Source organism: Streptomyces violaceusniger Tu 4113, assembly GCF_000147815.2.
Classification (GTDB): domain Bacteria; phylum Actinomycetota; class Actinomycetes; order Streptomycetales; family Streptomycetaceae; genus Streptomyces; species Streptomyces violaceusniger_A.
This window is the reverse complement of sequence record NC_015957.1, coordinates 1,154,183-1,167,273: the sequence shown is the minus strand read 5'-3', so window position 1 is coordinate 1,167,273 and position 13,091 is coordinate 1,154,183. Positions and strand designations below refer to the sequence as shown.

Genomic DNA, 13,091 nt, shown 5'->3' with positions numbered 1-13,091 from the left:
CACAGGGGCCCCTGAACGCGCACTCGCACCACCTCCCCCACATCCCCCCACGCACGGAGGCTGTCGTGGTACGCGCACAGTTCACCAAGCGACTCCTCGGAGCCGCCGCAGTCGTCGCCATCGCCGCCGGAGGGCTGATATCCGCCGGCTCGGCCAACGCGTCGGAGGACCACCCCGACGCCAAGCAGCGGGCCGCCGCCGTCCCCGGGCACGCCGTCACCGGGTACTGGCAGAATTTCGACAACGGCGCGACGAAGCAGAAGCTCTCGGACGTCCCGGACGACTACGACATCATCGCGGTCGCCTTCGCGGACGCCACCGGCTCCCCCGGAGCGGTCGACTTCAAGCTCGACCCCGCCACCGGCTACAGCGACGAGCAGCAGTTCAAGGACGACATCAAGGCCAAGCAGGCGGCCGGGAAGTCCGTGATCATCTCCGTCGGTGGCCAGAACGGCACGGTGTCCATCAGCGACGACGCCTCGGCCGACGCCTTCGCCTCCTCCATCACCGGCCTGATGGACAAGTACGGCTTCAACGGCGTCGACATCGACCTCGAGAACGGCGTCAACTCCACCTACATGACCAAGGCCCTCAAGGCCGTCCACGACAAGAAGAGCGATGTCGTGGTCACCATGGCGCCGCAGACGATCGACATGCAGTCGGCGTCCACCGAGTACTTCAAGACCGCCCTGGGGATCAAGGACTTCCTGACGGTGGTCAACATGCAGTACTACAACAGCGGCTCGATGCTGGGCTGTGACGGCAAGGTCTACTCCCAGGGCTCGGTCGACTTCCTCACCGCCCTCGCCTGCATCCAGTTGGAGAACGGCCTCGACCCGTCCCAGGTCGGCATCGGCGTGCCCGCCTCCACCAGCGGCGCCGGCTCCGGCTATGTCGAGCCGGGCGTCGTCAACAACGCCCTCGACTGCCTCGCCAAGGGCTCCGGCTGCGGCTCGTTCAAGCCGTCGAAGACCTACCCCGGCATCCGTGGCGCGATGAGCTGGTCCACCAACTGGGACGCGGCCAACGGGAACGGCTGGTCGAAGGCGGTCGGCCCGCACGTCCACGGGCTGTAGACCCTCAGGGAACGAACGACAGTTCGATGTACGCCGGTGCGCCCCGCTCACGCCATACGGGGCGCACCGGCGTACTGGTGTTCGCTACGGCTTGGGCAGCGCACACCCCGCCAGTTTCAGGTCGATCTTGTTGCCGGTGGTCACGCACTTGGTGATGCCGTAGGTCTCCTGGGCGTAGTTGATGCCCTGGCGCACCGTCACCGCGCCGTTCTCGTCCACCTCGCACGGGTTGTTGAGGGTGCAGCGGCCGCCGTCCTCGTTGCCCGTGTTGTTCACGGCCACGACCTTGCCGGACGCCGGGTCGACGACGGGAGAGCCCGAGGTTCCGCCGATCGTGTTACAGGCGGAGGTGTAGCGGACCGAGTCCTTCCAGGTCCAGTCCCCCTCCTTAAGACGGTATGCAAATCCGTCGATATTGCAGGCGTAGATCTTCTTCCAGTAGCCGGAGACCACATTGATCGCGGAGCCCTGGGTCGGGTGGCTGTCCGACAGCGGCAGCGCCTTGATGCCGTACGCCGACTGGATCTGGGCGTATGTGGACGTGAGCTGGTACAGCGAGATGTCGGTGTCGGTCATCGTCGCGTACGCGACCTTGCTCGCGCGTACGGTGCCGGCGCTGCCACCCGAGGCGGTCAGCAGGGTGAAGCTCCGGGTCGACGGCTTGTCGACGATCACCTCTCCCGCGCCGGGGAAGCCGCTCTCCAGGCAGTGGCCGTTGGAGAGCACGAGCGCGGGGTCGGTGTCGGCCGAGCCCGGCGTCCGGACGACGGAGCCGGAGCAGTTGCTGAGCGCCACCGTGCCCGCGAAGGTGACGGCCTTCGGGGCCTTGGCTTGGGATGCGGGGGATGCGGCCGCCGCGGGCGCCGCGCCCGCGCCGACGAGGGTCGCGCCGCCCAACAACAGGGCCGAGAACGCACCGACGAGAGATCTGTTCATGCGGGGGGTTCCTTCCCTCGATGAGAAGTTCCTTCGGCTTCGACCATTTCCAACCCTTGCGCATGTCATGCGCATGGCCGAACACTGGCGCAGCAGTCGCTCGCCCTTAACCCCCCAGGAGATGTCATGCGACGTCGCATCCGCGGTAGACGGGCCACCGCCCTCACCGCCTTGCTCACCCTCGCACTCGCCGCCCCCATGGCAGCTCAGGCCGACGATCCCGCTCCACGGCCCGGCACCGACCGCACCGCGTCACCCACTGCCCAGGGCGCCGACGATAGCGTCCGCCAGTACGAGGTTTCCGGCCCCGCCACCCGGGCCGACCGCTCCGCCGTCGCCGCCACCGGCGTGTCCATCGACGAGGTGGACGCCCGCTCCCTGGTCGTCACCGCCGACGCCGCGCAGGCCAAGCGGCTGCGCGCGCTCGGCTACCGGCTCACCGGGCTCCAGGGCCCGCCCGACCGCAGCGAGGGCAGGTCCGCCAAGCCCTTCGACTTCCCCTCGGCCGATGCGAAGTACCACAACTACGCCGAAGCGAGCGCCGAGATCAACGCAGCGGTGGCCAAGTATCCGTCGATCCTCAGCAAGCGCGTCATCGGAAAGTCGTACGAGGGCCGGGACATCGTCGCCCTCAAGATCAGCGACAATGTGGCCACGGACGAGAACGAGCCCGAGGTCCTCTTCACCGCCCATCAGCACGCGCGTGAGCACCTGACCGTGGAGATGGCCCTCTATCTGGTGCGGCAGTTCACCGAGGGCTACGGCAGCGACCCCCGGATCACAGGCGCGGTCAACGGCCGGGAGATCTGGATCATCCCGGATGTGAACCCGGACGGCGGCGAGTACGACATCGCCACCGGCTCCTACCGGAGCTGGCGCAAGAACCGCCAGCCCAACTCCGGCTCCTCGTCCGTCGGCACCGACCTCAACCGCAACTGGGACTTCAAATGGGGCTGCTGCGGCGGCTCCTCCGGCTCCCCCGGCTCGGAGACCTACCGCGGCCCCAGCGCCGGCTCCGCCCCCGAGGTGAAGGTCGTCGCCGACTTCGCCCGCAGCCGCGTCGTCGGCGGCAAGCAGCAGATCAAGGCCGCGATCGACTTCCACACCTACAGCGAACTGGTGCTGTGGCCCTTCGGCTGGACGTACGACGAAACCACCACCGGCATGACGCGGGACGACTACGACGCGTTCGCGGCGGTCGGCAAGAAGATGGCCGCGAGCAACGGCTACACCCCCGAGCAGTCCAGCGAGCTCTACATCACCGACGGCGCGATCGACGACTATCTGTGGGGCACGCAGAAGGTCTTCGCCTACACCTTCGAGATGTACCCGACCGACTCCGGCGCCGGCGGCTTCTACCCGCCCGACGAGGTCATCGACCGCGAAACCAGCCGCAACCGCGACGCGGTGCTCCAACTCGTGGAGAACGCGGACTGCATGTACCGCTCGATCGGCAAGGAATCGCAGTACTGCACCTCAACCTGAGCCAGGCCGTACGGCACGACGCGGGCGCAGTCCCGGCGGGAGACCGCCGGGACGGCACCTCGCGAAGACCCTCTCCGGTGCTGGCCGCCTGTGCGATGTGCTGGCTTACGTGGCCGACAACGTGGTCTCGCATTCCCCGCATCGCCGCATCGCCTGGCGCGTGGTGTTGCCCTCTGTCGCGGTTGCCGGGTAGCCGCTGCTCAAGCGGTCCCAGAGACCGGGCGGCGGGTCGGGGATCCATCCCCAGCGCGGGGCACGGCGCCCGCCGCCTGGGTAGCCGCCGTTTTTGCCCAATTGTGCAAGCCTCTGCGGACGTGGGCGCGGCTATGTACGGGTAACGCTTTCCCGGATCGTGCAGCCGCTCGTGCACAGCGGCGTGGCGAGTTGCTCACTCAGCTCGTCGGGAAGCTTTCCAGCTTGACTCTTCTGCGCCGGTACGGGTCATCGATCTGGAGAGCCGCCCGAGTGCCGCCGCGCCGGCCACGACGGGCAGCGCGGGCAGCGCGGGCAGCGCCTGATGAAGGCGGTCGGCCACGGCTCCGGGTCCAAGGATCGGCTGCATGGCGCGGGCGGTCGCGGCCAGGCCGACCGCGGCGGCGGCGCCTGTGACCAGTTGGCAGGCGGCGAGGAGAAGAACGGCAGTGCGGTCGAGATGCCATGCCATTCGACAGATGCGGCGCAGCACGGACGGCAGGCGGGCGCCCATGTGCGTGAAGGACACGTCGCCGAGCGGGTTGATGGAGTATTCGCCGCTGTAGCGGATCTCCGCAGGTGGCGGAGGGGGCGGCGTCTCAGAGTTTGCAGTCGAGGCGTCAGTCACAGTCACCTGTGTCCCTCCTGGGGGTCGGGGGCCGCACCTGGGTGGCTCGGCGGTGCACGGCATAACGACGCGGCGCCGGAATCGAACGCGCTCGATTCCGGACGCCGTGGGGTCCTTGAAACGCAAGGGGTCGAATATGCGGACATGGTGTTGGGGCCGTTCCCGAGCGGAGAGGATTGGCCGAATCGCCGATGCCGATAGGCATGTGGCGGATGAGGTTTTCGCGGACCGAGACCGTTCTCGCTCAATCGCGATCAGCGCCGCTAGGTTCCAGACCACGCAGGCTCGGTGACGCCGCTTGGCCAGTTCTGCCCGTTCTTCGCAGGAATTCGCATACCTCTGCACCTCCGCGATCCGGGTTTCGAGATCTGGGCAGGTCAGGCGGGGCCGGCACACCAGGGGAAAGTGCGAGACCACGCGATGTGCGATTGGACTGCTGCCTGCAATGCTGTGGTGCGGGTGTGTGCTCATGTCGCGGCCTGCCCGTCGCCCTGCTGAGCCGGGAGCGGTGATCCGCACTCTGCGCGGGGACTTGTCGGCGTGATTCGTTCAAGGGCCCCTGGGGCAACGGTCGGGCCGCTTGGTGGGGGAACCGGACGTCCCAGCAGATGTTCAGCGCGGCGGCGAAGTGGCTTGGCGAGGTCGAGGTTGTCACCATGAGTCGTGCTGTGGAGGATCTGAGTGATGACGGCGAGTTCGGCGAACCAGCCCTCGGGGGTGTTAAGCACGTCGTTCAGTTCGCGGCGGACGCAGGCGGCGACGGAGGGGATGAGCAGGCTGTAGCTGTGGAGCACGGCAGCGTCGTAGCCCGTTGGAGCGAGGCCCCAACCTTCCCAGTCGAATATGTGGAGTTCGGGCGCGCAGAGGTTCGCCCAGTGGAAGTCACCATGCGTCGTCGACCATGACGGTGGTGTGGTGTCGATCGGTGTGCCGAGGAACTGTGGCATGGCGCGTTCGAGGAAGGGCTGGCGCACGGTGAAGCGGTCGGTGGGCACCGGAGCGATGTCATGTAGCACGGCGCGAACGGTTCTCCACCAGGTGGCCGGCAGTTCCGGGGCAATGGTCAGTGCGGAGGTTGGGGAGGCGGGCCGGGCGGTGACCCGTTCGTACAGTTCCGCGCGGTACGTCCATTGCTCGTCGTTCCAGTCGTGAACGACGCGTAGTCGAGGGCGGGGTACCGATTCCGGGATGGCCTGTTGGGCCGCAACGGAGCCGTTCCAGAACGTGGCGTTGATCTCGCCGGACGGGGCGCAGCCGACGCGGAGCCAGGCCGGGCCGCTGGGTGCGATGACGGACAGGCTCAGCGTTCGGCCGCGCCACCCCCATGTCTCGCCTGCCTCTTGTTCGGGCCGGGTGGCCAAAGCAGCGCAAGCGTGTCCGTGGGCGGTTCGCATCCGTACCGTGGTCTTGGGGTCGTTGGGTTCCGTGGACATCAACTGCCTTCCCATGAGGGGTTATCGGGCAGGGTCGACGGGTTCATCACGGTGTCACGTGCCGCCCGCGCGAGGATGCCCTGTGTCCGGCTATCCAGGCCCATGCGATTCCAGGCGAAGATCACGTGGTGGGCGAGGACGTCTCGCACGCCCCGGTGGAGAGTGCCCATATGTGCCGCGCCTCCCAGGCGCCGCCCTGCGGTCTCGAAGGCAGCGGCCCAGGGTGCTATGAAGGCGAGCGAGCCACCCTCGTTGAATGGAGGGCTGGTGGGGCTGGTGTCGAGTTTCATCAGGACTTGCAGCGCCGCAGTCATCCCGGTCAGCCGGGCGGCGGGCGTATCGGAGGGCAGGGGGCGCAGCTGTTCCACGCGGTGCCAGATGTCGCCCTGCTCGTGCGGTTCCTGACCAGCGCCGAAGAACAGAGTGCAGCACAGCAGGACGGACAGCTCCCGGCGGCCAAGGGTGCCGCCCGGCATCGCGCTGGAGTCATGACGGCGTACGTAGTCGAGGACGCCCCAGCTATCGGCGTGGAATAGATCGTGGGCCGCGTCCATGCCTTGGGGGCCGCCGAACACCAGAGACTCGGGCTCGTAGATGGTCTGCCACCATCGGTCAACCAGACCGTCGGCCATGAGCCTGTCCAGGATTTTGCTCACGGCACTCTCGGCGTCGGCACGAGTGGCCGCGGAGCCGGACTGACAGCGGAGACGCCAGCAGGGGTACTTGCGAAGGAACCACCAGTTGGCAAGCGCCCCGGTCTTCTCTGCCTGCTCCAGTTGTGGTCCAAGGCCGGCAAAAGCGGTCTGCTCGGCGGCGCTCCAGTCGGCAAATTGAATGGAGACTGAGTACCAGCCCTGAGCGGCCTCGGCTTGAGCTTCGAGGGCGTGCTCTCCCGCGGCCTGATAGACCTCGACGGCATCGGCGAGGTCGCCGACCTTCATCCCTGCACGGGCGGCAGCCTGGTAGAGCGGGACGCCAGCCAAAACTTCCAGAACGCTCTTGGCCACCTGGTGCGGCGAGACCGAAACTTCCACTTTCCTCATCCCTTCCTGATCCGGGGGCGGCTCAGTTGATGAGCAGCCACGAGTCCCACCCGGAGACCGGCGGTGTGGTGTGGGCGGCGGTGTGCAGGGCAAGAGCAAGTCCCGTAGTCCCTTCGAGCAAGCCGATGTCTTCGCCAAGACCAGCACGGCACTGCTGAATGAGGCGGTCGGCCAAGACGGGCACATGCACGCTGACCTCCGGTGTGCACGCGTCACGGCCAACCCGCCAGACGGTCTGGTACAGCCCGGCCCAGCCATGGCAAAGGCTGATACCCGTGATCCGGCCGAGCTGGTCCGGGTCGGACAGGCAGCCGACGAGGGCATGTTCAGCCATCTGCTGACGTGCGATATCTGTTGTGGCGATGGCTGCGAGCTGCTGAGCGCGGGCCAGGCCGGGGGTGCCGTAGCACCAACTCGGTCGCCCTGGGCCGGATTGACCGGGCCGACCGGTGCGCAACTGGTCGCGGGTGATCCACTGCGGCCACCACGGACCGGAGTCGGCGTGCTGCCGCCAGGTATCCAGCCATGCACTGATCATGTGGAGGGCTTCGTCGTGCCCGTCTACGGTGACCCCGCGGCGCCGGGCCTGAGCAAGGAGCGCGAGCGGCCCGGCGATACCGTGCGCGATGCCAAAGTTGCCGTGCCCGCCACGGAAGGCATCGGACTGCTTGACCTGGGGGTCGTGGAAGACCCACCACCCCGGCAGGGTTTCGTCGTCGGCCCGCAGCGGTTGCGTCAGGCGTACAAGGTAGGTCAGGACCCGCCCCAGAGCGTCGTTGCCGGCCGCGTGTTGGAGGAGATGGGCGCCGAGCCCGGTCAGGCCGTGAAGGAGGTCGTACTCGCCGAAGGCGGGAAGTTCACCGCGGTCGATACGTGCATGTGCGAGGTCAACGCGGCGGTGGGTGAGCGCGGTGACGGACTTTTCCACTCCGGTCCGGGCTGGACCGTATCGCACGGTTCCGTCAGCCTCGGCCGCGCGGAGAACGAAGGCGAGAGCGGGTGCGCCGAAGAGCAGGTTGGCGTCATCCGCAGCACTGACCCCATCCCTGGCTGCGGCCGTCACCCAGGAGTGTGCGGTCTGCCAGCTACCCTCTCCGGAGTGAGCGCGCTCGATGTGCAGCAGTGCGACACCTGCCGCCCCCTTGGACAGGGACTGCGTACGCCAGCCCAGTTCAGCGGGGAGCGGTTCGGGCGTCGTCAGCAGCTGGGCAATCTCCTGCGCGGCGGCGGACGCAGTGCTGGTCGGCGCGCTCACCGAGTTTCCTTCCGTTCGTGGACGGTCTGGCGCAGGGCCGAGGCGCGGGCCAGCCGGTGGCTGACCCGTTCGCGGTCCGGGTCGACACCGATGGTGCGGACGTGATGCATGTGGAGTAGGGACCTGAGCACGCTGTAGGGCTCGCGCTGTAGGGCAAGTTGCGTGCGGTAGGCGGCAAGGACAGTTCGGCGTCGTTCCCAGGCACGTGTCACGGTCTCAGCGCCCGGCGTGGCGCGCAGCGTCGCCCAGCCGTCGCGGGGGTCCGCCAATCGCATCCCGACATCCCGCACGCTCTGGTCCAGCTTGCCCTGCTCGTGAGGGAGATGGTTGATCAGCCAGCGCATGCCGATGTCGGGGGTTTCTGCGTAGGAGGCAGCGAGGTCGACCAGGCCGGCGGCGGTGACAGCTTCGGGCGGCAGCCCGGTGCGGACGGCGAGCGTGATCTGGGCGAGGGCAGCGGCGGAGTCAGCGGCGAAGACCTCGTGTGCCGCGTCCATCGCCTCGCTGTGACCGTAGCGTCCGGCTTCGGGGTGGTAGGTGGCGAGCTGGAGGTGCGCAAGAAGGCCGCAGCCACGCAGGTCAGCGGCCCACTCTCCGACCTGGGTGGCGGCCTGTCCGTACTGGTCGGGACTGGGCAGACGCAGATAGAGACTCAGGTACTGCTCGGCGTCGGGGCGGGTGGTGTCGCGGTGACGCCTGAACCACCACTGCCGAAGGCCGGTCCAGCCGTCGAGGAGGCGTGGCAGGTGCTCAGCCACGACTTCGTCCTGGCGGTCCGGGTGTCCATGAACCTGCGCGTACAGCCACGATGAGCGGCCCGGCAGATGCCCCGCGTCACTCTCGATCGCTTGAAGGCGCGATGGCGTCACCGGCGTCTGTTCTGCGGCACGTGGGTGGGCAAGACGCAGCGGGAGGAGGAATTCGTGGGCGCGGCCGATCCAGGCCAGGTCGGCAGGGGTCGGGGCCTCCTGCAACTCGACCTCGCGGGCGGCGCCGAGGCGGTTCCTCAGCAGCACCCGGTGGAGCGGCTGGGAAAGGTCGAGTGGCAGGCGCAGGTCGGACTCGCACACAACGATGGCTTCCGGGGCGCGTAGCCGACGACGCCATGTCTCAAGGGCGCCTTCCCATTCGGCCAGCGGGGCAGCGGGCTTGGGAAGGTCTGCGGCCGTCAGGAGCCAGCGTGCCGGCGAGAGCACGGTCCGGCCGTAGCGCAGCCGCGGCAGGTACGGCAGACGTACCGCGGCTCCCCAGTCGAACGCCTTGTAGACGGCGCAGCGTGCGGTGGTGATCTCGGCGAGGAAGCGGGCGAGCGGCGGGGTCAGCGTGCCCGCCTCCAGGGCGTGCATGACCCGCGGTTCGATGCGCCTGCCGGTCGATAGCTGGACCAGGTGGAGCTGGCGAGCGTCTGCAGTGACCGCGAGGTCGCGTAGCTGGATGAGATCAGGGTGGGGATCGCGGTGCTCAGAAAGGGAGATCGTGTGAGGGAGCAGTTGGGGCGTCCGGACGACGTTCTCGCTGCGCCGTCGGCGTGGGGGGAACGACAGCTGGGCGGCAATGGCCTCCGGGGCGTCCGTGCTCAGGGCGGCGTATGTGTCGGAGAGGTTCTTGCGGTCGGCCTCGGGCAGCAGGTCAGCGAACCGTCCGGCCATGCTGCTGCCGGGGCGTGGGGCTGCGGTAACAAACAGACGAAACGACCCGTTCCCTACGGTCTGCGGCGAGGTGGCGTGGATCTGAAAGGCGAGTTCGGCTCGCGGCGGCGGGAGCATTTCGGAGGGGTTGCCGACCGTCAGGCTGCGGACGACGGGCTCGGTCAGCACGATCTCTTCAGCACCGTCGATGACGGCCTGCTGGACAAGGGCAAGGAGGGTTTCGTCGCGTTCGGTCAGCGTGCGCGCGGTGTTCGCGACCGGCGAGCCCAGGTATCCGGCGGGCAGCCCTAGCCCGGTGTCGCTGACCAACTCGGTCACGGGGACGACGGCTCCCACTCCGTACCGCTGCCGAAATCGGACGTGGAAATCCTTCCATCGTGGATAGCCGAACGGGTAGGGCGTCAGGCGCAGCAGCGCGGAGGCAGCGGTCTCGGCCTCACGGATGACCGCCTCGGGAAGGGATACGTCGCAGTCCAGGGCTGTATCGACAACCAGCGGCTGTGGTGCGATGTCGCATATCGCGTTCATGCGCTCAGCCACCGTTGCCCTCATGGCGTGGGCGGCGGTGGGGGATGCGATGTCGTTGTGCCACGACAGGTCTTCGTGAACCATCCGCAGGTGCTGCACCAGGCCGACGAGGTCGGGCAGCTCGTCGGCATCAGCCACCTCAAGCTGTGCCCGGAGGTGACCCAGGGCATCCGGGACGGTCATCGGCGGCCGGAGATTGGTGAGCAGGAGGTGTTGGGTGACGAGTTCGGCCAGCAGGGAACTGATCTGCTTCGGTGGCGCGGTCGGGAACTCGGCGGCCAGCAGTGTGACAAGCTCCCCGAAGCGGATGGGTTCGCGAGCACCCTCCGTCGCGGTGCGCACCGGAGGCGTGTGGCCGACGGATATCTCGAGCGGCGCGAGCACACCAGGAGGGTCGTCGGGCGGCTCGCCTGGGACAGCGAGTCGGTCCCCGCGCACGAACGCGACGGGGTTCGTGATCACCGTCAGACGTTCCAGCAGGCGGGGATGCTGCTCCAGACGGGTGACGACGGCCCCCAACCACTGCGCGTCCGCCCTGGCGACTGTGCGGTGGCTCTCTCCCCAGCGAACGTGAGCTTCGGTGCCGACTTGAGCCGTGCTGACTCCGGCGAACAGACCGAACGGGGTGGCTCGCCCCTGCCAGCGCAACTGGTAGGAGGCCAAAGACGCCACGAGGCGGCCCACCTGGCGGGCTTGGGCGGGGCGCCCTTCAATCAGGACCGAGATCTGCTGGGCCAGCACGGGGCTGGCGGTCTCCACGGCCCGCCGGGCCTCTTCGTGCTGCCACACGTGTTTCAGCCAGGCCAGTCCCTCGGCCACCACTGCCTCAGGAGAACCGGTCATGTTCAGTCCCTCAGCGAGAGGCGCCCCGTCTGGATGCGTCGTGGCGCGCACGAGGGGCACGCCAGCCAGTCGGTACAGCAGCTGGTCCGCTCCTGCTGTCATCAGCTCCTCTTCCCTTTCGACAGCGTGCGGGGGCAGGTGTTGCCGGTGGCGTCGGCCGGGACGTCCGCCCGACACCACCGGCAGTGATCAGCGTCAGGCCGGGTCGCCCACGAACGAGGTGCAGGCCGTGCCCGAGCAGCTGGAGCCGCAGTTGTCGCTGGTGTCGCGCAGCAGGTCACGGACCGGCAGACCGGCCTCGATGACGCGGACGTCGAGCGTGAAGTCCACATCGACCTGGGTGGTCGCGGCTTCGGGGTTCATACTCATGCTGTTCGCTCCTTCTGAATGAGATGGTGCGGGTTGCCCTAGCTCGCCGGAGGCAAGTCCTCCGTCGACCAGGAGATGAGGACGCGGACATGCCGCTTGTTGATGACTCGCCCCTCGGGGAGCCGGTCATCGGGGGTGTCGGCCGGGTAGGCCGCGATGCTCGGGCCGCGCCCGCCGCGGTGGTCACGGCTCCAGACAAGGATCTGCTCGGCCATGGTGTCGGCGAGCGCGGCGGCGTCCGGCCCGAAGGCGTGTGCTCCGAACTCGAACACGGGATCTGGTTCCTCGCCCAGCTTCCGCAGGGCGAGATAGGCGAAGCTGCCTCCCTCGACCACGGCCGGGCAGGCCATCTTGTTCTGTGGGGAGACCAGGCCCGTGTCCAGCTTCGGGTCGACTGCGAGGAGACAGAAGCCGTCCAGTGCGGTGGCCAGCCACATCTGGAGCGTGTCGAACTGCTCCTGGCGGGGGATCTTCACCCCCGACCACACTTCGACTCGCTCGGTGTCGAGCGCACCGTTCAGCGAGTCCGGCTCGGCCGGCCACTCGTCATCAAACCGCAGGCCGATCTCCTTGCCGCGCAGGAGTAGCAGTCGTTCCTGGTGCGCTCCAGCTCCCTGCATCGTGACGAAGCCGCAGATCTTCGCCGAGTGGCTGACCAGATGATCTTCTTCTCGGGCGAAGGTGATCGATCGGGTCAGGCCCCGCATCCGAAGGGGAACGGTGATGGTTCCGCCGTCAGTGAGCTGGTCCACCCAGGCCGACGGGATGTCCCAACTGCCGACCGTGACGATCGTCCTGTCGTAAGGGGCGTGCTCGGCGCACCCGTCCTCGCCATCCGTGAGGACGACGTGCACTTGCGGGTATCCGGCCTCCTTCAGGCAGGCGCGGGCCCGGTCAGTAACGTCCGGGTCGATGTCGATGGTGGTGACCTCACCGTTCGCGCCGACCAGCGAGGCCATCAGCGCGGCGTTGTAGCCACCGGAGCCGATTTCCAGGCAACGGTGACCGGGCCGGAGCCCCGCCTGCTCCAGCATGGTGGCCTGGATTTCCGGAGCGGACACCGAGCTGATGGTGATGCCGTTCTCGTCCCGCTTCGTAGCCACATGGGTCTGGGCATACGCCTTCTCCAGGGTCGCCTCAGGGGCGAACAGGTGCCTGGGCACCTCCCGGAACGCCGCTTCGACCTCCTTCGTCTGGATCACGTGCTGGGTTAAGAGCTCATTCGCGAGCTTGTCTCGCAGCTCTGCTGCCGAGGGCGAGTCGGCGGTCACTTCGGTCATGGAGGGGCTTCCCTTGCGGTGGTACGGCGCAACTACGTTTGGAGAAAAGGGCGTTGGTCCTGGACGTTTGGGCAGATCACGCTAGTCAGAACGACGCGCCTTCGCGTCGGATACGCGCCGCTGCGGGGGGCGCCTGCGGAGATCGGCTGAAAAGCGGTCTCGGAGATCGCCACCGCTGTTCTGCCTCCTCTCGTCCAGGCTCTGTGTGGGGAGGAGCCAGTGGAGGGGGACTCCTTCCCACACGATTCGTCCGCCACCGAGCCGTAGTTCCAGGTCCGGTTGCCGGGTGGTGCACCCGTCCGTCGCCGACGACGGGCGGGCGGGTGGTCTTTGAGTCTGCGCCGTCCCGGCGGGAGACCGCCGGGACGGCACCT

9 protein-coding genes and 1 pseudogene are annotated in these 13,091 nt (G+C 68.0%); 2 read left to right on the top strand and 8 right to left on the bottom strand.

Annotated features, from left to right (window positions below; translation table 11 throughout):
- The first annotated feature begins 65 nt into the window (after window positions 1–65).
- Window positions 66–1,076, top strand: a complete 1,011-nt coding sequence (locus tag STRVI_RS05280) for a chitinase (protein WP_014054582.1) — start codon at window positions 66–68, stop codon at window positions 1,074–1,076.
- A gap of 84 nt (window positions 1,077–1,160) precedes the next feature.
- Here STRVI_RS05280 and STRVI_RS05275 read toward each other — a convergent pair whose 3' ends face one another.
- Window positions 1,161–2,012: a S1 family peptidase gene (locus STRVI_RS05275; protein ID WP_014054581.1), complete on the bottom strand. Its 852-nt coding sequence runs from the start codon at window positions 2,010–2,012 to the stop codon at window positions 1,161–1,163.
- A 126-nt stretch (window positions 2,013–2,138) separates the two neighbouring features.
- Between STRVI_RS05275 and STRVI_RS05270 the strand changes: the two genes are divergently transcribed.
- Window positions 2,139–3,497, top strand: coding sequence for a M14 family metallopeptidase (locus STRVI_RS05270; protein ID WP_014054580.1), 1,359 nt, complete (start codon window positions 2,139–2,141; stop codon window positions 3,495–3,497).
- Between the two features lie 457 nt (window positions 3,498–3,954).
- Here STRVI_RS05270 and STRVI_RS05265 read toward each other — a convergent pair.
- From STRVI_RS05265 to fxlM, 7 genes and pseudogenes are all read right to left on the bottom strand, one after another.
- Window positions 3,955–4,317, bottom strand: a pseudogene (locus STRVI_RS05265) (ABC transporter ATP-binding protein); the annotation flags it as partial.
- Window positions 4,318–4,784: 467 nt separating this feature from the next.
- Window positions 4,785–5,678 carry a hypothetical protein gene (locus tag STRVI_RS47475; RefSeq protein ID WP_251982563.1) on the bottom strand — a complete coding sequence of 298 codons (894 nt, stop codon included), beginning with the start codon at window positions 5,676–5,678 and terminating at the stop codon, window positions 4,785–4,787.
- Window positions 5,679–5,749: 71 nt separating this feature from the next.
- Window positions 5,750–6,793 carry a thiopeptide-type bacteriocin biosynthesis protein gene (locus STRVI_RS05260; RefSeq protein WP_014054578.1) on the bottom strand — a complete coding sequence of 348 codons (1,044 nt, stop codon included), beginning with the start codon at window positions 6,791–6,793 and terminating at the stop codon, window positions 5,750–5,752.
- A gap of 22 nt (window positions 6,794–6,815) precedes the next feature.
- On the bottom strand, window positions 6,816–8,048 hold the full coding sequence (locus tag STRVI_RS05255; RefSeq protein WP_014054577.1) for a lanthionine synthetase C family protein: 1,233 nt from the start codon (window positions 8,046–8,048) through the stop codon (window positions 6,816–6,818).
- Complete coding sequence (locus STRVI_RS05250; RefSeq protein ID WP_014054576.1) at window positions 8,045–11,170, bottom strand: lantibiotic dehydratase; 3,126 nt, start codon at window positions 11,168–11,170, stop codon at window positions 8,045–8,047. The genes STRVI_RS05255 and STRVI_RS05250 overlap by 4 nt, the downstream gene beginning before the upstream one ends.
- A 93-nt stretch (window positions 11,171–11,263) precedes the next feature.
- The gene (locus tag STRVI_RS47470) at window positions 11,264–11,437 is read right to left on the bottom strand and encodes an FxLD family lanthipeptide (RefSeq protein ID WP_014054575.1); all 174 of its coding nucleotides are present in this window, start codon (window positions 11,435–11,437) and stop codon (window positions 11,264–11,266) included.
- 38 nt (window positions 11,438–11,475) lie between these two features.
- Entirely contained in the window at window positions 11,476–12,717 is a 1,242-nt protein-coding gene (gene fxlM / locus STRVI_RS05245) for a methyltransferase, FxLD system (protein WP_014054574.1), read from the bottom strand.
- Window positions 12,718–13,091: the final 374 nt, after the last annotated feature.